Origin of the sequence: Citrobacter sp. H12-3-2 (assembly GCF_009649895.1) — a bacterium.
In the GTDB taxonomy this organism is placed as follows: Bacteria; Pseudomonadota; Gammaproteobacteria; order Enterobacterales; family Enterobacteriaceae; genus Citrobacter; species Citrobacter portucalensis.
This window is the reverse complement of the sequence record NZ_CP045837.1, coordinates 3,658,358-3,683,513: the sequence shown is the minus strand read 5'-3', so window position 1 is coordinate 3,683,513 and position 25,156 is coordinate 3,658,358. Positions and strand designations below refer to the sequence as shown.

The window sequence follows — 25,156 nt, the reverse complement described above, 5'->3', positions numbered from 1 at the left end:
AAAAGTTGTATCTACCAAAGGCCGCTTTCGCGGCCTTTTCCATTTCTGATATTTGCCGTTTGTCTGCCGTTCTGCACCTCGCTATCGTGATTCCACTGTTAACAAACAAGGAGAAAACAGTATGAAACATGGAATCAAAGCTCTGCTTATCACTCTTTCATTGACCTGCGCTGGTATGGCCCAAACCGCATTGGCGGCTGAGCCTGTCGCCAAAAGCCAGGCGACTCAAACCAAAGCGGAAAACCCAGGGGCGGCACAAAGCAAAGCCACACAGCCCGCTAAAGCAAGCGACGATGAGGGCACCAGGGTAAGCATCAACAACGCTTCTGCGGAGGATTTAGCGCGAGTTATGAATGGCGTGGGTCTAAAGAAAGCGCAGGCGATTGTGAGCTATCGTGAGGAGTACGGGCCGTTTAAAACGGTGGACGATTTAAAGCAGGTGCCGGGCATGGGCAGTTCACTGGTTGAGCGTAACCTGGCAGTTTTAACACTTTAATAACTTGCAGAGCGCTGAAAGTTTGCCAGACTGTAGAGGTCATACCAGTTATGACCTCTTTACCCAAAAATCTGTTCCTATAAAAACAACGTAAGGCTCCTGCGCTATGCAAACACAAATCAAAGTTCGTGGTTTTCATCTTGATGTCTATCAGCACGTTAACAATGCCCGCTATCTGGAGTTTCTGGAAGAAGCCCGCTGGGATGGTCTGGAAAACAGCGACAGCTTTCAGTGGATGACAGCACACAACATCGCTTTTGTGGTCGTGAATATTAATATCAACTACCGACGACCTGCGGTGCTGAGCGACCTGCTGACTATCACCAGTCAGGTTCAACAGTTAAATGGCAAAAGTGGTGTGTTAAATCAGACCATTACTCTGGAGCCGGAAGGGCAGGTGGTGGCAGACGCGCTGATTACGTTCGTCTGTATTGATTTGAAAACGCAAAAAGCGTTGCCGCTGGAAGGGGAGTTGCGCGAAAAACTGGAGCAGATGGTGCAGTAGTGGCTGCGACTGCCGGAAGGCGACGCTCAAGCGTCTTATCCGGCCTACAAGAGTTGCTGCAACTTCATGTAGGCCGGATAAGCAAAGCGCCATCCGGCAATACAATCACTTTAACCCGGTTTTCTGCTTCATTGCCTCCATCACTGCCGGTTTATCCGCCAGATAATGGTTCAGGCCGTTGGCACGCAGATTACACGCCGCACAGTGACCGCAACCGTCACCTTTGATGCCGTTATAGCAGGTCAGCGTTTCTTCGCGTACCAGGTCCAGCTTGCCCCAATAATCGGCCAGTGCCCAGGTTTCGGCTTTATCGATCCACATCAGTGGGGTTTCAAAGCGAATATCTTTCGCCATCCCCAGGCTTACAGCATGGTTCAGGGCTTTAACGAACTCATCGCGACAGTCCGGATAGCCGGAGAAATCGGTCTCACAAACGCCGGTAATGACCGCCTCTGCCTGCACCTGGTACGCGTAAATTGCTGCCAGCGTTAAGAACAGAATATTGCGTCCTGGCACAAAGGTATTGGGAATGCCGTTCGCATCCGGTTCGTAATCGGGTACCGGAATGTTATCGCGGGTCAGGCTGCTGACAGCCAGTTCACTGAGCAATGTGACATCAAGCACTTTGTGCGCGCGCGCGCCAAGTTTTAAGGCCAGGTCACGTGCGACATCAATCTCAGCGCGATGGCGCTGACCATAATCAAAGGTCACGCAGTGTACTTCATCATACTGATGCAGCGCTTGCGCCAGACAAGTCGTGGAGTCCTGACCTCCACTGAATACAACAACGGCACGTTTCATGGCTTTTCCTGACAAAATAACGAAGCCCTTATGGTAGCGCCTGGGCGTGCCGTCGACCAGCTTCTTCACGCGGAAGGAGGTGGCAGCCAGGCTTCGGTAAACTCGAACCAGCCACGAGGATTCAGGCGTACGCCGTTCACGCCCGGTGGCGCGCTGATGCGATAGTGATAATTGAACAGTGGCGTCAGGGTAGCGTCATGCATTAGCGTGGCGAAAACTTGTTGTAAAGCCGCGTGGCGATCGTCCTCATCGGCCTGAATTTGAAGGGCATCCAGGGTCGTTTGCAAATGTGTGTATGTTGGCGCATTCAATACATGTGACCAGAGCTGATCGCAGCGCAACCACTGTTCGAGAGTATATTCAGGTGCCTCACCAATCAGCCTGTCGCCCATCATCAGGTCGGCCTGGGCTAAGGGATGATCGCCATCCCAGTTTTTAGCATTATGAAAAATAAGCGTTAATTCACAGCCGAGCAGCGCCAACGCCTGGCGAAGCTGTTCAGCCATAGCGTGAAGTTCTACCGGCAGGTGATAAGCCAGCGTCAACTTTTCCGGCAGCGCTACCTCGTCGAGTTCATCCCATTGCGGGATAGTCCATCCGGGGAGCAGTGCATTGCTTGGCGTGATCAGATTTTCATCCACTTCAAGCGTTTGTAGCAGGGAAGAACGGTGGATGATATTTATTAGTCTACGGGCCTGCTGCGTATTCAGGCGCGCGCTTTTTCTGAGCGTGAGATAGCAAAAACCAAGACTGATCCCGCTGCTTACCTGGCTTAGCATAGGCAACTCTTCGGGTTTACCAATCGCAATTTGCACCGGATGGCGACAGCTGGTGCCCAGATCCTGGGAGAAGAGCTGCGGGGTTATCCAGTATTCAATGGCTTTTAGCAGCGGATGACTCAGATGGTAGTGATCGTGACTCTCGATACGCACCAGCTCAGGAGTAAACAGCGTCAGCCGGAACGGGCCGGTACCCACAAACGGGTGCTCAGGATGCGCCAGGTGACTGCTGTAGCTTGCCAGACGGTGCGCCAACCAGAAGTCGGGACGATGCAGAATAAAGGTCAGACACTGGGGATGCGTCACCTCAATGCGCTTTACGCTGATAAACAGCTTATTCAGCGCGGGGAGTTCTAACAGCTTCAGCAACTGCTGATGTAGCTGTGTGCTGCTGACCGCATCGCCGTTATGCCAGTACAGGGTGGAACGAATATAGAGATCCCAGCGCAGGCCGTCAGCGGAGATATTCCAGTGGTGGGCTAAGTCTCCACAGGGACGTTGCGTAGTGCTGTCAAACCGGGTCAGGCCAGAGAAAACTTGTCCAGCGAGGTGTTGCTCCGCGCGACCGGGGAGAAAACCGGGGTGCAAGGGGTCGAGCGGGCGGTAATAGGGTATACGCAGGGTTGGCGTGTCGTTTTGCCACTGACCGCCCATAAACGGTTGTAACAGTGTTCTTAATTCACCCGGCGCCAGCTGAGCCAGTTCCAGTACGCTAAGCTGCTCGCCCTTTTGCAGGGCCTGTTCCATCATGGTGTTGCGCAGTGAATCTGGCGTCACTAAAAACCGCAGCTGCCCGCGTTTCCCGCGCCCCGACTGGGCATGCCACTCCAGCCAGCCTGCATCCTGCGCTTGCTTTAGCAGGGTACGCACATGGCGTTCGCTACAAAAACAGCGTTCGGCCAGTTCCCCGACGGTCACCGACTGCGGTTCGCCGTTCGAGGGCAGCCACAGGCGTTGGTACTGGTTCAGGCGATTAAGCAGACGCATTGATACTTTTTCCTTCAGGATGTTCGTTAACGGTTTATGCGTAGAGAAACCCGGAACAATTCATTTTATCTATTCACTATTACTTCCGTATATCTCAGGTGATACTGGATCACAAGTTAACCGCGTCACAGTGTGGAGAAAGAAATGGCTCGTCTGGCTGCATTTGATATGGATGGCACCCTTTTGATGCCGAATCACCATTTAGGTGACGAAACGCTTTCAACGCTGTCGCGCCTGCGTGAACGCGATATTACTCTGACATTTGCTACCGGTCGCCATGTGCTTGAGATGCGTCATATTTTAGGCTCGATCTCACTGGACGCCTTTTTGATCACGGGTAATGGCACGCGCATTCACTCTCTTGAGGGCGATGTGTTACACCGTCAGGATCTGGATCCGAATGTCGCGGACATTGTGTTGCATCAGAAGTGGGACACTACCGCCAGCATGCATGTCTTTAATGACAATGGCTGGTTCACCGGACAAGAGATCCCCTCGCTGCTGCAGGCGCATGTATATAGCGGATTTCGCTATCAGATCGTCGATGTGAAACGTATTCCGGCGCATCAGGTCACCAAAGTCTGCTTCTGCGGCGATCATGACTCTCTTATCCAATTGCGCATTCAACTGAATGAAGCGCTGGGTGAACAGGCGAATCTCTGTTTTTCCGCGTTTGATTGCCTTGAGGTGCTGCCGCTGGGCTGTAATAAAGGATCGGCATTGGCGGTGTTGAGCGACCATTTAGGTTATTCAATGGCCGAGTGTATGGCGTTTGGCGATGCCATGAACGATCGCGAAATGTTAGGCAGCGTTGGGCGCGGGCTGATTATGGGTAACGCGATGCCGCAACTGATTGCTGAACTGCCTCATTTATCGGTGATTGGGCATTGCCGTAATCAGGCAGTGTCACACTTTTTGACGCATTGGCTGGACAATCCACATCTACCTTATTCCCCCGAATGAGAGATCCCTTCCAGCAAGCCAGACTTCGCGTCTGGCTTTTTTTATCCCATTAATGGGTGTTCAGTAGTTGGGCAAGCTCCGCTTTCCACGGCGTTAAATCACCGATGTGTGCATCGACCCACTGTGGGTTGTAGTAGGTTTCCAGATAGCGTTCGCCGCTGTCACACAACAGCGTCACCAGTGAGCCGCTTTCTCCGGCATCGCGCATACGGGCGGCAAGTTGCAGCGTTCCCCACATATTGGTGCCAGTTGAAGCGCCGACCTTGCGGCCCAACTGCGTTTCCAGCCAGTGTGCGGTGGCCACGCTTGCGGCATCCGGCACGCGCAGCATTTCATCGACCACGTCAGGAATGAAAGACGGTTCGACACGCGGGCGGCCAATGCCTTCAATTTTACTTCCTACCGGACTGCGTAACGTGGCATCGCGATCCTGCCAGAAGGGCAGAAAGACCGAGTTTTCCGGGTCTACCACCATCAGTTGAGTATCGTAGCCCTGACAGCGAATATAGCGGCCAATGGTTGCTGAGGTGCCACCGGTTCCGGCGCTCATCACAATATGGCGGGGAACGGGGTTGGGCTCGCACTGCATCTGACGAAAGATGCTGTCGGCGATATTATTATTGCCGCGCCAGTCGGTGGCGCGCTCAGCGTAAGTGAACTGGTCCATGTAATGACCGTTCAGCTCACGCGCCAGTTGCTCAGAGGCCGCATAGATTTCGCAGGCGCTTTCCACGAAATGACAGCGACCGCCGTAAAATTCAATCTGTTCAACTTTACGTTTTGCCGTACAGGAAGGCATGACGGCAATAAATGGCAACCCTAACAGTCGAGCGAAATAAGCCTCAGAGACCGCCGTTGAACCGGACGATGATTCAATGATGGTGGTGCCTTCTTTGATCCAGCCATTGCACAATCCGTACAGAAACAGTGAGCGTGCCAGACGATGCTTCAGACTCCCGGTCGGATGCGTGCTCTCATCTTTTAAATAGAGCTGAATGCCCGGGAACGCCGGTAGCGACAGGCGAATGAGATGCGTATCCGCAGAACGCTGATAATCCGCGTTGATTTCATTGATGGCGTTTTTAACCCAGGAGCTATTCATCATTAATAGATATCCATTTGTCATTTTGTGCCCAGAATAGCGAAAAGCACGGAAAAAATTGTTGCCATTTAGCCTTTAAAATAGAATGTAAGGAGAAAATTCTTCTCTGTGGAGTGGATATGTTAGACAAAATTGACCGCAAGCTACTCGGCTTACTGCAACAGGACTGCACCCTTTCTTTGCAGGCATTAGCAGATGCCGTTAATCTGACTACCACCCCTTGCTGGAAACGTCTCAAACGACTTGAGGATGACGGTATCCTGCTGGGCAGAGTCGCCCTGTTGGATCCAGAAAAACTGGGGCTGGGACTCACCGCGTTTGTGCTGATCAAAACTCAGCATCACAGCAGCGAATGGTATTGCCGCTTTGTCACTGAAGTGACCGGAATGCCCGAGGTTCTGGGGTTCTGGCGTATGGCAGGGGAGTATGACTACCTGATGCGAGTGCAGGTTGCTGATATGAAAAGCTATGATGAATTCTATAAGCGCCTGGTGAACAGCGTACCGGGCCTGTCTGACGTCACCTCCAGCTTTGCCATGGAACAGATTAAATACACAACTGCTCTACCTATTGAATAATTCTCCCGGCGCTTATTGCCGGAAATCTTGTCAGGATATAACGCGTGCGATTATTTGCTCAATTAAGCTGGTACTTCCGCCGGGAGTGGCGTCGCTACCTCGGGGCAGTGGCCTTGCTTATCATCATCGCTATCCTTCAGCTTATTCCGCCGAAAGTGGTCGGGATCATTGTGGATGGCGTGACGACTCAACGCTTCACCACCGAGCGGCTGCTGATGTGGGTGGGGACAATTGCCCTGATTGCCGTGGTGGTTTATTTGCTGCGTTATGTCTGGCGCGTGCTGCTGTTTGGCGCATCCTACCAACTGGCGGTTGAACTGCGGGAAGATTATTACCGTCAGTTGAGTCGCCAGCATCCAGAATTTTATCTGCGGCACCGTACGGGCGATCTGATGGCACGGGCAACCAACGATGTCGATCGCGTCGTATTTGCCGCCGGAGAAGGGGTGCTGACGCTGGTGGATTCGCTGGTAATGGGGTGTGCGGTGCTGATCGTGATGTCAACGCAGATAAGCTGGCAACTGACGCTCATTGCGCTGCTGCCGATGCCGGTGATGGCGTTGATGATCAAACGTTACGGCGATCGACTCCATAACCGTTTTAAGCTGGCGCAGGCGGCGTTTTCCAGTCTCAACGATCGTACTCAGGAAAGCCTGACCAGTATTCGTATGATCAAGGCCTTTGGGCTGGAGGATCGGCAGTCGGCATTATTTGCCGCTGATGCTGAAGATACCGGTAAGAAAAACCTGCGTGTGGCGCGCATTGACGCCCGCTTTGATCCTACGATTTATATCGCCATTGGTATGGCTAACCTGCTGGCGATTGCCGGGGGAAGCTGGATGGTGGTTCACGGCTCGCTGACGCTCGGGCAGCTCACCAGCTTTATGATGTATCTCGGTCTGATGATTTGGCCGATGCTGGCGCTGGCCTGGATGTTTAACATCGTCGAACGCGGCAGCGCCGCGTATAGCCGAATTCGCGCCATGCTGGCAGAAGCGCCGGTAGTGGATGACGGTACTGAACCGGTGCCGGAAGGACGCGGCGAGCTGGCGGTGGCGATTCGCGAATTTTGTTACCCGCAAACCACCCTCCCGGCGCTGGAAAATGTGAATTTCCAGCTCAAACCTGGACAGATGCTGGGCATCTGTGGTCCGACCGGCGCGGGAAAAAGTACGGTGCTGTCGCTGATCCAGCGTCATTTTGATATCACCCAGGGCGATGTGCGCTTTCATGATATCCCATTAACGCGCTTACAGCTGGATAGCTGGCGCAGCCGACTGGCGGTTGTCAGCCAGACGCCATTCCTGTTTTCCGATACCGTCGGTAATAACATCGCCTTAGGACGTCCGCAGGCCACGCAGGAAGAGATCGAGCATGTGGCGCGCCTTGCCAGCGTTCATGAGGATATTTTACGTCTTCCTCAGGGCTACAACACCGAAGTGGGCGAACGCGGGGTGATGCTGTCTGGCGGGCAAAAACAGCGTATTTCTATCGCTCGAGCGTTATTGCTGAACGCTGAAATTCTGATTCTGGATGATGCGCTGTCGGCGGTGGATGGTCGTACCGAACATCAGATCCTACATAACCTGCGCCAGTGGGGCGAAGGCAGAACCGTGATTATCAGCGCACACCGTTTATCGGCTCTGACGGAAGCCAGCGAGATTATCGTGATGCAGCATGGGCATATTGCTCAGCGCGGTGAGCATGAATCTTTAGTGCAACAGCCCGGTTGGTATCGCGACATGTACCGCTATCAGCAACTTGAAGCGGCGCTGTCTGATGCACCAGAGATAAACGAGGAGGCGGCTAATGCGTAGTTTCGGGCAATTATGGCCAACTCTGAAAAGACTGCTGGCGTATGGTTCCCCATGGCGAAAACAGCTGGCGATTGCGGTAGTTATGCTGTGGGTGGCGGCTGCGGCGGAAGTCAGCGGTCCGCTGCTGATTAGCTATTTTATCGATAACATGGTGGCGAAGAACAATCTGCCATTGGCGATGGTTGCCGGGCTGGTTGCGGCTTATGTCGGTCTGCAACTGCTGGCGGCAGGTCTGCATTACGCGCAGTCATTGCTGTTTAACCAGGCGGCGGTTGGCGTAGTACAACAGTTACGCACCGACGTAATGGACGCTGCGCTGCGCCAGCCGCTCAGCGCTTTTGATACTCAGCCCGTCGGGCAGCTTATCTCCCGCGTGACCAATGATACTGAAGTTATTCGCGACCTTTACGTGACGGTGGTCGCAACGGTCCTGCGCAGCGCGGCCTTAATCGGCGCGATGTTGGTGGCAATGTTCAGCCTGGAATGGCGCATGGCGCTGGTGGCAATGGCCATTTTCCCAGCCGTGCTGGTGGTGATGGTGATTTACCAACGCTACAGCACCCCGATTGTGCGTCGGGTGCGCGCTTATCTGGCGGATATTAACGATGGCTTTAACGAAGTCATCAACGGCATGAGCGTTATCCAGCAGTTCCGCCAGCAGGCAAGGTTTGGCGAGAGAATGGGCGAGGCCAGCCGCTCGCACTATATGGCGCGTATGCAAACCCTGCGACTGGATGGTTTTTTGCTGCGTCCGCTGCTGAGCCTGTTCTCGGCACTGATCCTCTGCGGTTTGCTGATGCTGTTCAGTTTTACCTCTGGCACCTCCATCGAGGTTGGCGTGCTGTACGCGTTCATCAGCTACCTCGGCCGTTTGAACGAACCGCTGATCGAGCTGACCACCCAGCAATCAATGCTGCAGCAGGCGGTTGTCGCTGGTGAGCGAGTGTTCGAACTGATGGACGGGCCTCGTCAGCGCTATGGTGAAGACGATCGCCCGCTCAAAAGCGGAGACATTGAGGTGGATAACGTTTCATTTGCCTATCGCGACGACAATCTGGTGCTGCAAAACATCAGTCTGTCTGTGCCTTCGCGCAGCTTTGTGGCTTTGGTCGGACACACAGGCAGCGGCAAAAGCACGCTGGCAAGCCTGCTGATGGGATATTACCCGCTGACGCAGGGGGAAATCCGCCTTGACGGACGTCCGTTGTCTTCTCTGAGCCACGGTGCGTTACGTCAGGGCATCGCGATGGTGCAGCAGGATCCGGTGGTGATGGCGGATACCTTCCTGGCAAACGTCACGCTGGGGCGCGATATCTCAGAAGAGCGGGTCTGGCAGGCTCTGGAGACCGTGCAACTGGCAGAACTGGCTCGGGGTTTGAGCGAGGGGATTCATACCCGGCTGGGCGAGCAGGGCAATAATCTCTCCGTTGGGCAGAAACAGCTGCTGGCGCTGGCGCGGGTATTGGTTGAAACGCCGCAGGTGCTGATTCTCGATGAAGCCACGGCCAGTATTGATTCCGGTACTGAACAGGCCATTCAGCACGCGCTGGCGGCGGTCCGTGAACACACTACGCTGGTGGTGATTGCGCATCGGTTATCGACGATTGTCGATGCGGATACCATTCTGGTGCTGCATCGCGGTCAGGCGGTTGAGCGTGGTACGCACCAGCAATTACTGGCGGCGCAAGGCCGTTACTGGCAGATGTATCAGCTGCAGCTGGCGGGGGAAGAGTTAGCCGCCAGCACACAAGAGGATTCTGTTATCGCCTGACGGCGCAGTGCTTATCCGGCCACGCGGTATCGTAGGCCGGGTAAGGCGTTTACGCCGCCATCCGGCAATCAACAATCTGGTGCAAAAATGTAACGCACTATGCACCGTTATAGTGCGTTTTTTCTTTTTCTCTCCCGGCAGTACCCGGCGAACCTGAATCATTCCGCGTTTTTCATTCCTGGCACACCCCTTGCAATATTCCTCTCGTGTATCTGCAGCCACTACTGAATTCTGACTGGAGGGGATCTATGAAGCTGGTTACCGTGGTAATCAAACCGTTCAAACTGGAAGACGTCCGTGAAGCACTGTCGTCTATTGGTATTCAGGGGCTGACCGTCACCGAAGTGAAGGGGTTTGGCCGACAGAAAGGTCATGCTGAGCTGTACCGTGGGGCTGAATATAGCGTCAATTTTCTGCCAAAGGTGAAGATTGATGTGGCGATTGCCGACGACCAACTGGATGGCGTGATTGATGTCATCAGTAAGGCGGCATACACCGGAAAAATTGGCGACGGCAAAATCTTCGTCGCCGAGCTGCAACGTGTGATTCGTATTCGTACCGGCGAAGCCGACGAAGCCGCACTGTAACTTCTGGCACACAGTGATAGGAAACCAAAAAATGAAGATAGCAACGATGAAAACGGGTATTGCTTCACTGGCGCTACTGCCGGGACTGGCAATGGCGGCACCGGCGGTTGCGGATAAAGCAGATAACGCTTTTATGATGATCTGTACCGCGCTGGTGCTGTTTATGACTATCCCTGGCATTGCGTTGTTCTACGGCGGTTTGATTCGCGGTAAGAACGTACTGTCGATGCTGACTCAGGTGACGGTGACATTCGCTCTGGTTTGTATTCTATGGGTGGTTTATGGCTACTCACTGGCCTTTGGCGAAGGGAATAATTTCTTCGGCAACTTCAACTGGGTATTGCTGAAGAACATCGCGCTGACGGCGGTCACGGGGAGCTTCTACCAGTACATTCACGTTGCTTTTCAGGGATCTTTTGCCTGCATCACCGTTGGGCTGATTGTCGGGGCGCTGGCTGAGCGTATTCGTTTCTCTGCGGTGCTGATTTTTGTGGTGGTGTGGTTAACGCTGTCGTACATCCCCATTGCACATATGGTCTGGGGCGGCGGATTGCTGGCTTCTCACGGCGCACTGGATTTTGCGGGCGGGACGGTCGTGCACATCAACGCAGCGATTGCCGGTCTGGTTGGCGCGTATCTGATTGGCAAACGCGTCGGTTTTGGCAAAGAAGCCTTTAAACCGCATAACCTGCCGATGGTCTTCACCGGTACCGCTATTCTCTACATTGGTTGGTTTGGCTTTAACGCCGGTTCAGCGGGAACGGCGAATGAAATTGCTGCACTGGCCTTCGTCAATACCGTGGTCGCCACCGCTGCCGCCATCCTCGGATGGATCTTCGGTGAATGGGCGCTGCGTGGTAAACCGTCTCTGCTGGGCGCCTGTTCCGGTGCTATTGCAGGTCTGGTGGGCGTAACACCTGCATGTGGCTACATCGGTGTCGGCGGGGCGCTGATTATCGGTGTGGTTGCGGGGTTGGCTGGTCTGTGGGGCGTAACCATGCTGAAGCGTTTTCTGCGCGTGGACGATCCGTGTGACGTGTTTGGCGTGCACGGCGTGTGCGGTATTGTTGGCTGCATCCTGACCGGGGTTTTCGCTGCCAGCTCTCTGGGCGGCGTGGGATTTGCTGAGGGTGTTACCATGGGGCATCAGCTGCTGGTGCAACTGGAAAGCGTGGCGATCACCATCGTCTGGTCCGGCGTGGTGGCCTTCATTGGCTATAAGCTGGCGGATATGACGGTGGGTCTGCGCGTACCGGAAGAGCAGGAACGCGAAGGTCTGGATGTGAACAGTCACGGCGAGAACGCTTACAACGCTTGATGTTTCAATCTGCCGGATGGCAACGCTTTTGCGCCACCATCCGGTAATTCTTAATTGCGATTACGCATTACCCCTTCCTGCACGGTAGAGGCTACCAGCACGCCGTCCTGTGTATAAAACTCCCCGCGTACAAAACCTCTGGCACCGGAGGCAGAAGTACTCTCGACGTTATACAACAGCCACTCATTAATATTGAACGGACGGTGGAACCACATTGAATGGTCAATGGTGGCGATCTGAATCCCTTTTTCCAGAAAACCAATCCCGTACGGTTGCAGCGCTACAGGCAGGAAGTTCAGGTCTGAGGCATAACCCAGCAGATATTGATGGACGCGCAGATCGTCCTGCAGCTCGCCGTTTGCGCGGATCCATACCTGGCGTGCCGGAGGTGCGACGTGACCTTTTAAGGGGTTATGAAATTCAACCGGGCGCACTTCCAACGGACGATCGTTGATAAATTTTTCTTTCAACAGCGGCGGCAGCAAATGCGCCACTGAGCGGGCAATTTCTGTTTCTGATTTCAGCTCATCGGGACCCGGCGCATCCGGCATGGTTTTCTGATGTTCAAATCCGTCTTCCGGTGCCTGGAAAGAGGCGGTCATGTAAAAAATGGGTTTACCATTCTGAATTGCGGCAACGCGGCGCGCGCTGAAGCTGTTACCATCACGCAAGACTTCTACATCATAGATGATGGGTTTTTGGCTATCGCCGGGGCGTAAAAAGTAGCTGTGGAAGGAGTGCACCAGACGCTCTTCCGGTACGGTTTCTTTGGCGGCATACAGCGCCTGACCGACAACTTGTCCCCCAAAAACCTGACGTAACCCTAAGTCTTCACTTTGGCCCCGAAAGAGTCCTTCTTCAATTTTTTCCAGATTTAACAATGTCAGCAAATTTTTCAGCGCCAGACTCATACGTGCTCTCCAGGTTATATCGATCTCGCAGCGAGGTAGGCAGAGTATAACGCAATTTTGAAAGTGGTCCGATGGGTGCAATTGTCTGAATTAAAGGCCTATTACAGGCAAAAACAGCTGTCTTGTGCCACACTTAGTCACGTTATGTTTTTGTTAACCACTCTTCTGGCGAGGAAAGTTCTCGCTGGTGCATAGATGATAAGGAGAATTTAATGAAACTCGTGCACATGGTAAGTGGTTTAGCGGTTGCGGTCGCTCTGGCGGCCTGTGCTGATAAAAGTGCAGATATTCAGACACCTGCGCCAAGCCCTAATACGTCAATTGCTGACACACAGTCTAAAATTCAACAGCCAAATGTTTCTGGTACGGTATGGATCCGCCAGAAAGTGGCCTTGCCACCCGATGCGGTGCTGACCGTCACGCTGTCAGATGCGTCGCTGGCCGATGCACCGTCAAAAGTGCTGTCGCAAAAAGCAGTCCGTACTGAAGGTAAGCAGGCGCCATTCAGCTTTGTATTACCATTTAACCCGGCAGATATTCAGCCTAACGCCCGTATTCTGCTGAGTGCGGCAATTACGGTTAATGACAAACTGGTCTTTATTACTGATACCGTTCAGACGGTCATTAATCAGGGTGGTACGAAAGCCGATCTGACGCTGGTTCCTGTACAGCAAACAGCAGTACCGGTTCAGGCAAGCGGTGGGGCAGCCACCACGGTGCCGTCAACGTCACCAACCCAGGTGAATCCTTCTTCTGCCGTTCCTGCTCCCACGCAGTACTAAGGCAGTCGTAACCCTCTCCGCCTGGAGAGGGTTAGTACACCCAGCGATAGCGCTGTAAATCGATCTGCCCGCTTCCTGAAACCACTATTCCTTCTGCCAGCAACGCCTGACGCTGCCGTTGTAAGTCGGGGCCGGTCAGCGAAATGGCACCATGACGATTAACCACCCGATGCCAGGGCAAAGTGCTGCCTTCGGGGAGACGCTTAAGCACGCCGCCGACCTGGCGCGCAGCGCGCGGCGAACCGGCAAGCCTGGCAACATCGCCATACGTGGTGACGAAACCTTCGGGGATTGACGCGACGATTTGCCAGACGCGTTGGGGGAAAGTGTCTTGTATATCCATTATTTATTCCTGCGCTAATCCTCCAGCATAATGCCGAATGGCGAGGGAGTGAAGCCGCATTGCACAAGAAAACAGCATCCGATGCTGGATGGGTTGCAATTACAGGGTGCAGCAGTGATAATGCGCCTGCGCGTTGGTTAACAACGCTCTCAATGGGGGCTCTGTTGGTTCTCCCGCAACACTACTCTGTTTACCAGGTCAGGTCCGGAAGGAAGCAGCCAAGGCAGATGACGTGTGTGCCGGGATGTAGCTGGCAGGGCCCCCACCCAATTCTGCCGTCCGGCAATTTCCCTTCTTCTTATCTTCTTTTCTTTGTCATCGTATTGTCATTTTATTGTCATCAAATGCTGTCAATGTGTTTCGGGGATGTTATTTGTTGCTTTTGCCGCCGCCATCGCGCTGTAACGACAGGGTCTTACATCCGGTGTGTTTTGGCTGACCACAAGGATTTTCTACGATGTCGACCGCTGTATTGAATGTCAAAATTGATGAGGCGCTAAAAGAAAAGCTTCGCCATTACGCTGAAGTGCATAACGAAAATTTAAGTGTTGCGACGGAAAAACTGCTGCTGATTGCGTTTACCGCCGTTGAAGAGGCAGGAGTCTCCGCTGAGGATATCGATAGCCAGCATACGGAAGAGTCCGTAGTTGAAGCACTGACTCCTAAAGAAATCAAAGCATTGCGCAGACTACTGAAGAAGAAAAAATGAAACAACAACCGCTCTCAACCGCCAGTAATTACGGCGAAGCTTGTGATTTACTACGCTCCGGTTATGTGAAACATGTCCGCCTGAGCTGGAATGTCGGCAGCGACGAGTTCTTCCGTATTGCCTCCGACTGGTGTGATGCTGGGGCAAAAATTAAGAAAGACGGTGAAAATTTCGTGATTTCACTGAAGGGTTTTCCGGTTCCCCCTCAGCGGTAATATCACCGGGACTCTTTCATCCATCCCGGCTTATAAGGGCGAGTCCTTTGACTCGTCGCTTAGATTATTTTGCGTACTTTCCCGCTGCTGGCCTGCAAACGCAGGTTATCCCAAATGGGTTGTAACACCCTGAAGGCGGCACGCGCTGTGTCATCCGGCAACGTGAAAGGCATACGCAAAAAACGATCGAATGCGCCATCAAGCCCAAACCGCGTACCGGTTCCTAATTGAATGCCTACGCTTTCGGCGCGCGTAGCGAATAGCGTTGCCAGCGTATCGGGCAGTTCAACCCAAAAAGAGAGTCCTCCCTGTGGCTGGGTAAACTGCCACTCCGGGAAATGTGCGTTCATCAGGCTCGAGCACAGATCGCGCTGCGATGTGAGTAGCCGTCTTCTGTCAGGAAGAAAGTCGGCGGCGTTATCCAGCAGCCAGCTGGTGGCAAGTTGTTCAAGCACCGGGGAGCCTAAATCGAAGGTGTCGCGGGTTTGTACCAGCGCCGCAATGGTTCGCGCCGACGCCCGGATCCAGCCCAGACGTAATCCCCCCCAAAAGCTTTTCCCGGCTGAACCCAATAGAATGATCGGCGCGTCGCGATTGAATGCGGCAAGCGGCGGCGGCGGGGCGTCATACCACAGGTTCACCATCGTCTCATCGACCACCAGGGTAGTGCGGGTTCGTTCGGCAATATCCGCCACGACCTGGCGAGTTGCAGCGTCCATGCAACGCCCGGTCGGATTGTGAAAGTCCGGCATCAGGTAGGCCATTCTCGGTGCGGTTTGCGCGATGGTGGCGACCAGACCCGCGGTATCCCAACCGTGCTCGGGTAGCGACACGCCGACGGGGCGACAGGATGCGCCTTGAATCGCGGCAATCGCCAGCGGATAAGTGGGGTGATCGACCACTACGCGATCGCCGGGGCCGGTGAGCAAACGCAGGATCAGCGCCAGGCCGCTGACTGCACCATTCACGACCATGATTTCATCGGGCTGCGTCGGGAGCCCGCGATCGCAATAATGCTGAGCGATGGACTCACGCAATACCGACAGCCCCTGCGGCAAATACCCGGAGCTCAGCAAATGCTGTGGCATAGCAAACAGCGCCTGCTGGTAAGCCTGATGAATTTCGGGACCGGCACTTAGTGCCGCCGTGGACAAATCAAGCGCTGTGCCGGTGCTGGTCCGGGTTGGCACATGGCGAATATGTTCCGGCAGGATCACCCGTGAGCCGCTACCATGACGGCTTTCCAGATATCCCTCTTCACGCAGTTGCGCCATAGCGCTGGCGACGGTAGTTCGACTTACTTGCAGGACGACGGCGAGCTCGCGTTCACCCGGTAAGCGGCTATCCAGCGCCAGCCGACCATCGAGAATAAGCAGACGTAACGCTTCTGCCAGCTGTCGCCAGATGGGCGTTCGCGAGGGGCTTTCCAGCCAGTGTCCGAGCAGGCGTTGCAAAGACTGACTTCCATAACGGCGAGATGACATAACAGTCCACTTTTTGAAAACTGGACATTAATCATAGTGCCAATTGCGGTGAAGATGAAAGTTATCCGAGAGTGGGAGGGAAATGCATGCTGCGTCGTTTACTTCAGTTATATATCGGGCTGGCGCTGTACGGTGTATCGACGGCCATGTTTGTCCGTGCTGATTTAGGGGCCGATCCGTGGAACGTGTTTCACCTGGGTGTAGCCAATTTATTGTCGATGAATATCGGCGTGGTGATTATTGCCGTTGGCGTGTTGGTGTTGTTGGCGTGGATACCGCTGCGCCAGCGTCCAGGCTTTGGCACGCTGAGCAACGTGATTATGATCGGGCTGGCGGCAGATGCCGCGCTGCTGGTGATTCCTGGATTTGAATCTCTGCTGGCGCGCAGCGGGCTGCTGGTGTCAGCGGTAATATTGAATGCGTTAGCAACCAGCCTGTACATTGGCGCAGGTTTTGGCGCCGGTCCGCGTGATGGTCTGATGACCGGTATCCACGCGCGTACCGGCTGGCCAGTACGACGAATTCGAACCGCAATCGAAGTGTCGGTGCTGCTTATCGGTTGGCTGCTGGGGGGAACCGTGGGGGTTGGTACGGTGCTGTATGCCTTGGCAATCGGGCCGCTCATTCAGCTTTGCCTGCCGTGGTTTCGGCATCAGCCGCAGTCACGTACGCGTATCAGGAATGCACCTGGGGCGCGATCGCCTACTGGCGACTAAACTTAACCTCGACTGACGCGGCCGGAATCGGCTTGCCGCGCAGTACACTTCGGAGGTTTTTCTCATGAAGTATGTTGATGGCTTTGTGGTTGCCGTACCCGCTGAAAACAAGGAGGCGTACATTGCGATGGCGGCAAAAGCAGCTCCGCTTTTCAAGGAGTTCGGTGCATTGCGCGTAGTGGAGTGCTGGGCAGATGATGTCCCCGACGGCAAACTGACCGATTTTCGCATGGCTGTGAAAGCACAGGAGCATGAAGAAGTGGTATTCAGCTGGATTGAATACCCTTCCAAAGAGGTCCGCGATGCGGCGAATCAGAAGATGATGTCCGATCCCCGTATGAAGGAGTTCGGTGAATCTATGCCATTTGATGGCAAGCGAATGATCTACGGTGGATTTGCGCCCATTATGGAAGAGTGATGTGACTGGCTGTGCGGCGTGCCGCCAGCCATCTCAACATCAACAGCAATGTTAAAGCCGTTTTTCTGCCCACAGAATAAATTCCGCCTTCGGCAGGGCTTTGCTGTAAAGCCAGCCCTGACCGTACTGGACGCCGTGCTGGCGTAGCCAGGCTTCCTGATTCTCGGTTTCGATACCTTCCGCCACCATCTCCAGCTTCAACGTTTTCGCTATCTCGATAATATGTGGCGTCACGTTGTTGTACTCCAGTGCATCAACGAACGATTTGTCTATCTTCAGGATATCGACATCCAGATCCTGTAAATAGCTCAGGCTGGAATAGCCGGTGCCAAAATCATCGATATAGATCGAGTGGCCTGCCTGACGGTATTTAGCAATAAACGGCGCGCTGTTTTTCGGGTCGGCAAACTCGCGTTCGGTTAGTTCCAGCGCGATTTGCGTAGGCTTAAGTTGCCAGTGGTTCACTTTCTGACTTAACAGAGCAGGAAGCGTTTCGGAGGCCAGATCGGCTGACTCAAGGTTGATGGATATATGCTGCTCCGGATGCTGACGCAGCCATTTACCTAAATCTTCAAATACGCTTTCAATAATCAACCGTGTGAGAGGCTCTGTCAGCCCGGTTTCTTGCGCCAGCGCGACGAAAATTTCCGGCGACAGATAACTTCCGTCAGCCTGTTGCCAGCGAGCCAGTGCTTCAGCCCCGACGACTTTTCCCGTTTTGAGCGAGATAATCGGTTGGTAGTAGACCTTGATATCCCGATGCTGGATAGCGTCCTGTAATTGGTGATGGGGCGACTGTAAGCGGCGCAAAATGCGCAAAACAAAGGCGGCGGTGAGCAATCCGATAAGAATGCCTGCCGGAAGCCAGATCAGCGCCTGTCGGTGCCAGGTTTTTTGTAACGGCTGGGTAGATGCCCAGGTTACGATCGTGATACCCAGTTCCGGGAAGGGGCGAGCGTTAAAAATATTACCATCCTTCTGAAAATGGGTAATCGAGCTCTCTTGTTTTACATGCTGCAAAACGTCCGATGGCAGATCGGCGCTACTGGCAACCACGACGTTGCGCACGGTGCCAATGATAGTCACTTCAATCGGCCATGAGCCAAAAGGGATGACGTCAATGAAAGAACCCGGATCGACCATCACAACATAATGTTCGCTCCCTAATGCTGCCATAAAGCGCTTGATGCCCAAATCATTTTGCGTGGTAAGCCATGCGCGATATCCATCAGGCGTGACTTTCATTGCGGGTGGAAATGCGTCTGCCTGGCTTCTTTTTTCCAGAGATGAGCATTGCGGAACATTATCTTTGAGGTACAGCACTTCCTGAATATAGCGGTAGCTATAGGACAAACGACGCATTTCCAGCAAATGCTCGTCACTGCAAGGCACTCCCTGAAAAGCTTCAATATTGCGTAATGCTTTTTTCGCCTGCTCGCCTACGCGTTCCGTACGTAATGCGACTCGAGTTGAGAACATATCGAGTTCATCGATAAATTTCGTTTCGACCTGACGATGTGCCAGCCACAGGCTTAAACCTACAGGCGCGAGGATGGAAAGGAACAGTACCCCAGCCACCAGGCTTATCAAATGTCGTGTTGTCACAGTGATATCCTTATTTACACAGCGTAGGGAAAGTATATCCGAAACCCCAAAAAGCTATTCGATTGGCATCATATATTTACGGCCACTTATCCTCCCGTTTGACTCCCTGTAGCGTAAATCAGGTTGTGGTTTGTACAAGAGAGGTGTATTTTGATAGTTATGTTATAACGTAACAAATTGAGGTTGCCATGAAACCGGATATTCATCCTTTTTACCGTACCGTCGTGTTTCACGATACCAGTGCCAATGAATTCTTTAAGGTCGGTTCGACCATCAAGACTGAGCGTGAAATTGAGTTTGAGGGGAAAATGTACCCGTACGTGACCCTCGATATCTCTTCTAAATCACATCCGTACTATACCGGGAAACAAAAAAACTTTGATAATGAAGGTAGTGCAGCACGTTTCCAAAAACGTTTTGGTCATTTTATTGGCGTTAAGCGGGGTTAAAATGCAGGTACTCAATTCACTTCGCAGCGCAAAACAGCGCCATCCTGACTGCCAGATAGTAAAACGCAAAGGGCGTTTGTACGTTATCTGCAAAACGAATCCGCGCTTTAAAGCAGTACAGGGGCGTAAAAAAAGACGTTAGTTTCTTTGCCAGCATTTCAGGGATTAAAGTGCGTTACCTTCGCAGGAACGCACTTTTTTATCTGTGCTGAGATGCCGTTACTGGCTGGTCTGGGCGCGGGTAAGCGTAAAAACATCGTAAAACGAGAGTTCGCCTTTGCGCGATATCATCTTTTGCAGCTGTGCTTTATGTTCGCTATCCACGGACGGTGAGTGCAGGATAGTATCGATGAGAGAGGAGGGGACAAAGCGAGTGTTGTACCATTCTCCGTTATAGCAAACTCTAAAATCCAGAACGTCGATATCTTCAAAGCGGTATCGTGGCGCAACGTCGAAAAAGAAAAAGCCGTTGAGTACAACGAACAGCACCACCAGCAGCCATACTGAATCGACTAACGTTTCTGACTGTAGCATCACCGCCAACGTGGCAAACCACGCAACATACATGCCGATAAACAGCCCTGGGTGTTTGCGAATAAAGCTGATGCTAAAGCGCGGTTTGTTGTCGCGCTTCTCGCGAATATTTAAGTCGTCGATTGTTTCAGTAAGCAGGCGCTGTATTTCTGTCATCTCTTGCCTTCGTGATATCTGCAAAATTCAGGAGGGATCGCCCTATTTTAAAAGGGGATACCCTTTGATGAAAGTAACAGATTAACCGCAATTTAGCATAACAGTTACATTTAAGATCACAGCGTTTTGATGATCCTTGCGGGATTGCCCCCAACCACGGTGTTTGCCGGAACGCTTTTAGTGACCACTGCGCCTGATGCCACAACCACGTTATCGCCCAGCGTGACGCCGGGATTGATCACTGCACGGCCACCTATCCAGACATTATTGCCGATAGTCACGGGCTTTCCGAACTCCAGGCCACTGTTGCGCTCGGTAGCATCCAGCGGATGGGTCGCGGTGTAGATATGAACGCCTGGTGCCAGCATGCAGTTGTCGCCAATATGAATTGGACAAACGTCGAGCATAACGCAGTCGAAATTAGCGTAAAAGTCTTTACCAAGATAGATGTTATAACCGTAATCACAACGGAAAGAGGGTTCAATATAGGCTCCCTCACTCTGACCTAACAGATCGTGCAGGATTGCCTGACGCTCATTTTTTTCATCGGGAGCGGTGAGGTTGTAGCGATGGATCAACTGACGAGCGCGTAGTCGGTCACTGCGCAGCGTTTCATCTGCCGGGCGATAGTATTCGCCGGCGATCATTTTTTGCTTTTCATTACGCATTACGAATTCCCTGTGTACTGAAGGTTATTTCAGCACAGTAAAACGTAATGCAAACAAGGGGAACGTTCCCGCTTCTTTGCTGTGATCATAGTCACGCGATTTGAATTAAATAACCATTGTAAATACGAAAATGGTCAGCCAGACAACGGTACCGCTATACCTGACTTAACCTTGAGTGCAATTAGCGAATGAATTTCCAAACAGAAGTTGGAATCTTGTCGTAAAGCTTATTCATGGTCAATTCAGCAAGGCGATGATCTGCTGCTGAGTAAAATACAGCCAGTTCGTTGTCGGACAATTCATATTTATTTTTTTCAATAACGCGCTCTAGCGTATCAATTGTCTGGCAACGTCGCAGGCGCATCAAATAATCTGTTTTAGTTAATGGTTTATCGGACATAACTCTTACCTATGATTGTAATAATTTTTAACAAGACAAACTAACAGGATTAGCCCTGGTGGCATTGACAAAACAGCGAAACAGTCGATTACCTGACTTCCGCCATTTCTGCAGATCCTGCGTATTAATACCATAACTGCTGAACAACATAAAAGTGTCATCCAGGTATTCATCTATCTGCGCGATCAGCTTATTGTCCTCATTGTACTTAATTTTATAATTAAGTGCGAAGGTTGCAATATGCTCTATCAGTTCATTGAGCTGCAAGCTGGTTGCAGAGGTAGGGTCATTAACCCAGCCATGGTTACTTTGTTCAAGGTTTGCAAGACAGTCATGATACAGAGTTTCGCAGAGAAATTTAAGCTGCGCGATATCATGTCTTTTGGGTGAGTATTCATCCATAACGCATCCCCTTCTTAGTGGCTTAAACTAACCGAACACCTTTCGGGATGGATACAACAACTACCTGGAACTTGCCCGCGACTCCTGATGATTTAACTATAATCTACTCTAAAAAAGATTTCATCGTCATATCACGAAAAATTACAATTATGTAAAATTATGATGCTACGTCATTTTTACATTTTAACAGATAAATGCCGCTATTCGAAATGGGACAATTTCTTTATTCTTCGGGCAATCATCGGGTTATCTTGTTTAGGTTTAGCAACGAAAGGCAACAACCGACAATGTGAACCAGTGGATAGGATTAATCTTAATATTTATTAAAGTAAATAAGAACTCTCGCTGTTTTTTTAAGAATAGCCTTTAAGGCTGCAAGGATTATATCGCTTATTTATCCGATAGAAAATAAACGGAATGGCAATAAGTGATTTTTATGATTTTTCCAGAAAAAAGGCCGCTTGCGCGGCCTTATCTTTAGAGATGTATCAATGATGCTCTACTGAGTGGCTATGCTCAATATCTTCATTTTTGCGGCTAAAGCGGCGGCGTACCACCACAAAGAACACCGGAACAAAGAAGATCGCCAACACGGTTGCCGTCACCATCCCGCCCATTACGCCAGTACCAACGGCGTTCTGTGCACCGGAACCTGCGCCGGAACTGATGACCAGCGGCATTACGCCCAGAATAAAGGCCAGTGACGTCATCAGGATTGGACGTAAACGCATGCGTACTGCGTCCAGCGTCGCCTCTATCAGACCTTTACCCTCTTTATCCATCAAGTCTTTGGCGAATTCGACGATAAGTATCGCGTTCTTCGCCGACAACCCAATGGTTGTGAGCAGGCCTACCTGGAAGTAAACGTCGTTGGTCAGGCCGCGGAACGTTGCTGCCAGCAATGCACCGATAACACCCAGCGGTACAACCAGCATTACGGAGAACGGAATTGACCAGCTCTCGTACAGCGCTGCCAGACACAAGAACACGACGATCAATGAAATGGCATACAGGGCAGGGGCCTGGTTGCCGGACAGTCGTTCCTGGTAGGACATACCGGTCCAGTCATAACCGATACCGGATGGCAGTTTGCTGGCCAGTTGCTCCATCATGGCCATGGCTTCACCGGTACTTTTACCCGGAGCGGCCTGACCTAAGATTTCCATGGACGGCAGACCGTTATAGCGTTCCAGACGCGGTGAACCGTATTCCCAACGTGAGGTAGAGAAGGCGGAGAACGGTACCATCTGTCCATCGCTGCCGCGGACATACCAGTTTCCAATATCTTCCGGCAACATACGGTATTTCGCTTCAGACATGACGTAAACTTTCTTCACACGACCACGGTCGATGAAGTCATTCACGTAGCTTCCGCCCCATGCTGCACCCAGCGTTGTATTAATATCACTAATGGAAACGCCCAGAGCCTGCGCTTTTTCCTGATCGATATCGATCTTGAACTGCGGCGTATCTTCCAGACCGTTAGGACGAACACCGACCAACAGATCAGGATGCTTCGCGACTTCACCAAACAGTTGGTTACGCGCCTGAGTCAGCTTCTCATGGCCCAGACCTGCCTGGTCAATCAACTGGAAGTCAAAACCGGTCGCGGTCCCTAACTCCACAATCGCTGGCAGGTTAAAGGCAAAGACCATCGCGTCTTTGATCTGCGAGAATGCGCCCATTGCACGTTGAGTAATCGCTTCAACTTTGTTCTCTTTACCTGGACGTTCACTCCAGTCTTTCAAAGAGACGAATGCGATACCGGTGTTCTGACCACGACCTGCAAAACCGAAGCCGTTAACGGCAAACACCGATTCAACGTTCGCTTTTTCTTTGGTCAGATAGTAATCCGTCATTTCGTCCAGCACCTTCTGGGTACGCTCTTGCGTTGCACCCGCTGGCAACTGAGCCATAGACAGGAATACCCCCTGATCTTCATCTGGCAGGAACGAACTTGGCAGACGAACGAACAGATAGGCCATGCCCACAACGATGATCAGATACAGCGCCAGATAACGACCGGTGCTGCGCAGAATACCGCCTACGCTATCGGTGTAATGGTGCGTACTCTTATCGAACATGCGGTTAAACCAGCCGAAGAAGCCTTTTTTGCCTTCTCCGTGATCGCCTTTAGCAATCGGTTTGAGCATGGTCGCACACAGGGCAGGGGTCAGAATCAATGCCACCAGTACAGACAACGCCATCGCGGAAACAATGGTGATGGAGAACTGACGGTAAATTGCACCGGTAGAACCCCCGAAGAACGCCATTGGGATAAATACCGCTGACAGTACCATCGCGATACCCACCAGTGCGCCCTGAATCTGGCCCATTGATTTACGCGTTGCTTCCTTCGGCGGTAGTCCTTCCTCAGCCATTACACGTTCAACGTTCTCGACCACAACGATGGCATCATCCACCAGCAGGCCGATGGCGAGCACCATCCCGAACATCGTCAGGGTGTTTATCGAGAAGCCGAAAATCGCAAGGACGGCAAACGTACCCAAGAGCACCACCGGCACGGCGATAGTCGGAATCAGCGTCGCGCGGAAGTTCTGCAGGAACAGATACATTACCAGGAACACGAGGATGATTGCTTCCGCCAGCGTTTTCACTACTTCGTGAATAGAGATTTTCACGAACGGCGTGGTGTCATACGGGTAAACGATCTTCAGACCTGACGGGAAGAACGGTTCCATCTTCTTCAGTTCATCGCGGATAGCGTTTGCTGTATCCAGGGCGTTAGCACCTGTCGCCAGCTTGATACCCAGACCGGATGCCGGTTTACCGTTGAACTTCGCAATGATGTCGTAGTTCTCACCGCCCAGTTCCACTTTCGCCACGTCACGCAGACGAACCTGGGAACCATCCTGATTCACTTTCAGCAGAATTTTGCTGAACTCATCAGCGGAGGTCAGACGGGTTTGCGCGATGATTGACGCGTTAAGCTGTTGGCCTTTCACCGGTGGTGTACCACCTAACTGACCGGCTGCAACCTGGGCGTTCTGCGCTTTGATGGCGCTGATTACATCAACCGGCGTCAGCTGGAAGTTGTTCAGTTTGTTCGGATCCATCCAGATACGCATCGCGTACTGAGAACCGAACAGCTGAACATCACCCACACCTGAAGTACGGCTGATGGCATCCTTCATGTTGGCGCCAACGTAGTCGGAAATATCCTCCTGCGTCATGGTGCCGTTGGTGTTGATAACACCGACAACCATCAGGAAGCTGCTGGATGACTTCTCAACGCTAACCCCTTGTTGCTGTACTTCCTGAGGCAGCAACGGCATGGCCAGCTGCAGTTTGTTCTGCACCTGTACCTGCGCGATATCCGCATCAGTACCAGACTGGAAGGTTAGGGTGATCTGCACGGTACCCGTGGAGTCACTGTTAGAGGACATGTACATCAGGTTATCGATACCGTTCATGTTCTGTTCGATAACCTGCGTAACAGTATCCTGTACTGTTTTGGCATCAGCGCCAGGGTAGGTCGCGGAGATCGTCACTGCTGGCGGTGCAATAGTTGGATATTGCGCTACCGGCAATTTGAGGATCGCGAGCCCCCCTGCCAACATGATGATAATGGCGATCACCCACGCAAATATTGGGCGATCGATAAAGAAATTAGGCATGTCTTAACGGCTCCTGTTTAAG

Annotated in this window: 26 protein-coding genes, 1 other RNA gene and 1 pseudogene; 16 read left to right on the top strand and 12 right to left on the bottom strand. The window is 52.4% G+C overall.

All coding sequences use genetic code 11. The features are described from left to right. Positions 1-121: 121 nt before the first annotated feature. Together GHC22_RS17670 and fadM are read left to right on the top strand one after the other, a co-directional pair. Positions 122-496 (top strand): helix-hairpin-helix domain-containing protein, encoded by a 375-nt coding sequence (locus GHC22_RS17670; RefSeq protein ID WP_008783945.1) that lies wholly within the window; start codon positions 122-124, stop codon positions 494-496. Between the two features lie 106 nt (positions 497-602). Then, the gene (fadM, locus tag GHC22_RS17665; protein ID WP_003021636.1) at positions 603-1,001 is read left to right on the top strand and encodes a long-chain acyl-CoA thioesterase FadM; all 399 of its coding nucleotides are present in this window, start codon (positions 603-605) and stop codon (positions 999-1,001) included. Positions 1,002-1,106: 105 nt separating this feature from the next. Here the strand turns inward: fadM and queC are convergent, their stop codons facing one another. Further along, complete coding sequence (queC, locus tag GHC22_RS17660; protein ID WP_153753653.1) at positions 1,107-1,802, bottom strand: 7-cyano-7-deazaguanine synthase QueC; 696 nt, start codon at positions 1,800-1,802, stop codon at positions 1,107-1,109. A 65-nt stretch (positions 1,803-1,867) separates the two neighbouring features. After that, positions 1,868-3,568 carry an SgrR family transcriptional regulator gene (locus GHC22_RS17655; RefSeq protein ID WP_153753652.1) on the bottom strand — a complete coding sequence of 567 codons (1,701 nt, stop codon included), beginning with the start codon at positions 3,566-3,568 and terminating at the stop codon, positions 1,868-1,870. Between the two features lie 144 nt (positions 3,569-3,712). Here GHC22_RS17655 and cof point away from each other — a divergent pair, with 144 nt between their 5' ends. Next, positions 3,713-4,531, top strand: coding sequence for an HMP-PP phosphatase (cof, locus tag GHC22_RS17650; protein WP_048235970.1), 819 nt, complete (start codon positions 3,713-3,715; stop codon positions 4,529-4,531). 49 nt (positions 4,532-4,580) lie between these two features. Here the strand turns inward: cof and GHC22_RS17645 are convergent, their stop codons facing one another. Next, on the bottom strand, positions 4,581-5,636 hold the full coding sequence (locus GHC22_RS17645) for a PLP-dependent cysteine synthase family protein (protein ID WP_224759886.1): 1,056 nt from the start codon (positions 5,634-5,636) through the stop codon (positions 4,581-4,583). Positions 5,637-5,752: 116 nt separating this feature from the next. Between GHC22_RS17645 and decR the strand changes: the two genes are divergently transcribed. From decR to amtB, 5 genes are all read left to right on the top strand, one after another. Next, entirely contained in the window at positions 5,753-6,211 is a 459-nt protein-coding gene (gene decR, locus GHC22_RS17640; RefSeq protein WP_003831023.1) for a DNA-binding transcriptional regulator DecR, read from the top strand. A 44-nt stretch (positions 6,212-6,255) separates the two neighbouring features. Further along, positions 6,256-8,028, top strand: a complete 1,773-nt coding sequence (locus GHC22_RS17635; protein ID WP_153753651.1) for a SmdA family multidrug ABC transporter permease/ATP-binding protein — start codon at positions 6,256-6,258, stop codon at positions 8,026-8,028. Next, complete coding sequence (locus tag GHC22_RS17630) at positions 8,021-9,799, top strand: SmdB family multidrug efflux ABC transporter permease/ATP-binding protein (protein ID WP_008783952.1); 1,779 nt, start codon at positions 8,021-8,023, stop codon at positions 9,797-9,799. The genes GHC22_RS17635 and GHC22_RS17630 overlap by 8 nt, the downstream gene beginning before the upstream one ends. A 248-nt stretch (positions 9,800-10,047) precedes the next feature. Further along, positions 10,048-10,386, top strand: a complete 339-nt coding sequence (gene glnK, locus GHC22_RS17625; protein ID WP_003021657.1) for a P-II family nitrogen regulator — start codon at positions 10,048-10,050, stop codon at positions 10,384-10,386. 31 nt (positions 10,387-10,417) lie between these two features. Then, positions 10,418-11,704, top strand: a complete 1,287-nt coding sequence (gene amtB, locus GHC22_RS17620) for an ammonium transporter AmtB (protein WP_008783954.1) — start codon at positions 10,418-10,420, stop codon at positions 11,702-11,704. A gap of 50 nt (positions 11,705-11,754) precedes the next feature. On the opposite strand, the gene tesB is transcribed toward amtB, so the two are convergent. Continuing rightward, a complete protein-coding gene (gene tesB, locus GHC22_RS17615; protein WP_003831027.1) occupies positions 11,755-12,615 on the bottom strand; it encodes an acyl-CoA thioesterase II in 861 nt (286 codons plus the stop codon). A gap of 212 nt (positions 12,616-12,827) precedes the next feature. On the opposite strand from tesB, the gene GHC22_RS17610 reads away from it, so the two are divergent. After that, complete coding sequence (locus GHC22_RS17610) at positions 12,828-13,397, top strand: YbaY family lipoprotein (RefSeq protein WP_003021666.1); 570 nt, start codon at positions 12,828-12,830, stop codon at positions 13,395-13,397. A gap of 31 nt (positions 13,398-13,428) precedes the next feature. Here GHC22_RS17610 and GHC22_RS17605 read toward each other — a convergent pair. After that, positions 13,429-13,818: pseudogene (locus GHC22_RS17605) on the bottom strand (MGMT family protein). 84 nt (positions 13,819-13,902) lie between these two features. Between GHC22_RS17605 and ffs the strand changes: the two are divergent. The 3 genes from ffs (at position 13,903) to GHC22_RS17590 (ending at position 14,664) form a co-directional block, all read left to right on the top strand. Beyond that, an RNA gene (gene ffs / locus GHC22_RS17600) (signal recognition particle sRNA small type) lies at positions 13,903-13,999 on the top strand. 198 nt (positions 14,000-14,197) lie between these two features. Continuing rightward, entirely contained in the window at positions 14,198-14,449 is a 252-nt protein-coding gene (locus GHC22_RS17595; RefSeq protein ID WP_003831029.1) for a hypothetical protein, read from the top strand. Then, the gene (locus tag GHC22_RS17590; protein ID WP_008783956.1) at positions 14,446-14,664 is read left to right on the top strand and encodes a hypothetical protein; all 219 of its coding nucleotides are present in this window, start codon (positions 14,446-14,448) and stop codon (positions 14,662-14,664) included. The genes GHC22_RS17595 and GHC22_RS17590 overlap by 4 nt, the downstream gene beginning before the upstream one ends. Positions 14,665-14,723: 59 nt before the next feature. Here the strand turns inward: GHC22_RS17590 and GHC22_RS17585 are convergent, their stop codons facing one another. Then, on the bottom strand, positions 14,724-16,148 hold the full coding sequence (locus GHC22_RS17585; protein ID WP_153753650.1) for a PLP-dependent aminotransferase family protein: 1,425 nt from the start codon (positions 16,146-16,148) through the stop codon (positions 14,724-14,726). A gap of 86 nt (positions 16,149-16,234) precedes the next feature. Here GHC22_RS17585 and GHC22_RS17580 point away from each other — a divergent pair, with 86 nt between their 5' ends. Further along, positions 16,235-16,864, top strand: coding sequence for a YitT family protein (locus tag GHC22_RS17580; RefSeq protein ID WP_032942547.1), 630 nt, complete (start codon positions 16,235-16,237; stop codon positions 16,862-16,864). 64 nt (positions 16,865-16,928) lie between these two features. Continuing rightward, positions 16,929-17,282 (top strand): DUF1428 domain-containing protein, encoded by a 354-nt coding sequence (locus GHC22_RS17575; RefSeq protein WP_008783959.1) that lies wholly within the window; start codon positions 16,929-16,931, stop codon positions 17,280-17,282. Between the two features lie 51 nt (positions 17,283-17,333). On the opposite strand, the gene GHC22_RS17570 is transcribed toward GHC22_RS17575, so the two are convergent. Next, complete coding sequence (locus tag GHC22_RS17570) at positions 17,334-18,887, bottom strand: EAL domain-containing protein (RefSeq protein ID WP_153753649.1); 1,554 nt, start codon at positions 18,885-18,887, stop codon at positions 17,334-17,336. Between the two features lie 188 nt (positions 18,888-19,075). Between GHC22_RS17570 and GHC22_RS17565 the strand changes: the two genes are divergently transcribed. Continuing rightward, positions 19,076-19,336, top strand: a complete 261-nt coding sequence (locus GHC22_RS17565) for a type B 50S ribosomal protein L31 (RefSeq protein WP_153753648.1) — start codon at positions 19,076-19,078, stop codon at positions 19,334-19,336. A 1-nt stretch (position 19,337) separates the two neighbouring features. Continuing rightward, entirely contained in the window at positions 19,338-19,478 is a 141-nt protein-coding gene (gene ykgO, locus GHC22_RS17560) for a type B 50S ribosomal protein L36 (protein ID WP_005125190.1), read from the top strand. A 77-nt stretch (positions 19,479-19,555) separates the two neighbouring features. On the opposite strand, the gene GHC22_RS17555 is transcribed toward ykgO, so the two are convergent. From GHC22_RS17555 to acrB, 5 genes are all read right to left on the bottom strand, one after another. Next, a complete protein-coding gene (locus GHC22_RS17555) occupies positions 19,556-20,026 on the bottom strand; it encodes a YlaC family protein (RefSeq protein WP_020996574.1) in 471 nt (156 codons plus the stop codon). A 116-nt stretch (positions 20,027-20,142) separates the two neighbouring features. After that, positions 20,143-20,694, bottom strand: coding sequence for a maltose O-acetyltransferase (gene maa / locus GHC22_RS17550; protein WP_003835924.1), 552 nt, complete (start codon positions 20,692-20,694; stop codon positions 20,143-20,145). A gap of 181 nt (positions 20,695-20,875) precedes the next feature. Beyond that, entirely contained in the window at positions 20,876-21,094 is a 219-nt protein-coding gene (locus GHC22_RS17545; protein WP_002892050.1) for an HHA domain-containing protein, read from the bottom strand. Positions 21,095-21,121: 27 nt separating this feature from the next. Beyond that, the gene (gene tomB, locus GHC22_RS17540; RefSeq protein WP_003021733.1) at positions 21,122-21,496 is read right to left on the bottom strand and encodes an Hha toxicity modulator TomB; all 375 of its coding nucleotides are present in this window, start codon (positions 21,494-21,496) and stop codon (positions 21,122-21,124) included. A gap of 488 nt (positions 21,497-21,984) precedes the next feature. After that, positions 21,985-25,134 (bottom strand): efflux RND transporter permease AcrB, encoded by a 3,150-nt coding sequence (gene acrB / locus GHC22_RS17535; protein ID WP_008783964.1) that lies wholly within the window; start codon positions 25,132-25,134, stop codon positions 21,985-21,987. Between the last annotated feature and the right edge of the window lie 22 nt (positions 25,135-25,156).

Bases quoted from the DNA above. Each gene is read 5' to 3' on its own strand.
- GHC22_RS17670 (WP_008783945.1), top strand. From the start codon at position 122: ATGAAACATGGAATCAAAGCTCTGCTTATCACTCTTTCATTGACCTGC.
- fadM (WP_003021636.1), top strand. From the start codon at position 603: ATGCAAACACAAATCAAAGTTCGTGGTTTTCATCTTGATGTCTATCAG.
- queC (WP_153753653.1), bottom strand. From the start codon at position 1,802: ATGAAACGTGCCGTTGTTGTATTCAGTGGAGGTCAGGACTCCACGACT.
- GHC22_RS17655 (WP_153753652.1), bottom strand. From the start codon at position 3,568: ATGCGTCTGCTTAATCGCCTGAACCAGTACCAACGCCTGTGGCTGCCC.
- cof (WP_048235970.1), top strand. From the start codon at position 3,713: ATGGCTCGTCTGGCTGCATTTGATATGGATGGCACCCTTTTGATGCCG.
- GHC22_RS17645 (WP_224759886.1), bottom strand. From the start codon at position 5,636: ATGATGAATAGCTCCTGGGTTAAAAACGCCATCAATGAAATCAACGCG.
- decR (WP_003831023.1), top strand. From the start codon at position 5,753: ATGTTAGACAAAATTGACCGCAAGCTACTCGGCTTACTGCAACAGGAC.
- GHC22_RS17630 (WP_008783952.1), top strand. From the start codon at position 8,021: ATGCGTAGTTTCGGGCAATTATGGCCAACTCTGAAAAGACTGCTGGCG.
- glnK (WP_003021657.1), top strand. From the start codon at position 10,048: ATGAAGCTGGTTACCGTGGTAATCAAACCGTTCAAACTGGAAGACGTC.
- amtB (WP_008783954.1), top strand. From the start codon at position 10,418: ATGAAGATAGCAACGATGAAAACGGGTATTGCTTCACTGGCGCTACTG.
- tesB (WP_003831027.1), bottom strand. From the start codon at position 12,615: ATGAGTCTGGCGCTGAAAAATTTGCTGACATTGTTAAATCTGGAAAAA.
- GHC22_RS17610 (WP_003021666.1), top strand. From the start codon at position 12,828: ATGAAACTCGTGCACATGGTAAGTGGTTTAGCGGTTGCGGTCGCTCTG.
- GHC22_RS17595 (WP_003831029.1), top strand. From the start codon at position 14,198: ATGTCGACCGCTGTATTGAATGTCAAAATTGATGAGGCGCTAAAAGAA.
- GHC22_RS17590 (WP_008783956.1), top strand. From the start codon at position 14,446: ATGAAACAACAACCGCTCTCAACCGCCAGTAATTACGGCGAAGCTTGT.
- GHC22_RS17585 (WP_153753650.1), bottom strand. From the start codon at position 16,148: ATGTCATCTCGCCGTTATGGAAGTCAGTCTTTGCAACGCCTGCTCGGA.
- GHC22_RS17580 (WP_032942547.1), top strand. From the start codon at position 16,235: ATGCTGCGTCGTTTACTTCAGTTATATATCGGGCTGGCGCTGTACGGT.
- GHC22_RS17575 (WP_008783959.1), top strand. From the start codon at position 16,929: ATGAAGTATGTTGATGGCTTTGTGGTTGCCGTACCCGCTGAAAACAAG.
- GHC22_RS17565 (WP_153753648.1), top strand. From the start codon at position 19,076: ATGAAACCGGATATTCATCCTTTTTACCGTACCGTCGTGTTTCACGAT.
- ykgO (WP_005125190.1), top strand. From the start codon at position 19,338: ATGCAGGTACTCAATTCACTTCGCAGCGCAAAACAGCGCCATCCTGAC.
- GHC22_RS17555 (WP_020996574.1), bottom strand. From the start codon at position 20,026: ATGACAGAAATACAGCGCCTGCTTACTGAAACAATCGACGACTTAAAT.
- maa (WP_003835924.1), bottom strand. From the start codon at position 20,694: ATGCGTAATGAAAAGCAAAAAATGATCGCCGGCGAATACTATCGCCCG.
- GHC22_RS17545 (WP_002892050.1), bottom strand. From the start codon at position 21,094: ATGTCCGATAAACCATTAACTAAAACAGATTATTTGATGCGCCTGCGA.
- tomB (WP_003021733.1), bottom strand. From the start codon at position 21,496: ATGGATGAATACTCACCCAAAAGACATGATATCGCGCAGCTTAAATTT.
- acrB (WP_008783964.1), bottom strand. From the start codon at position 25,134: ATGCCTAATTTCTTTATCGATCGCCCAATATTTGCGTGGGTGATCGCC.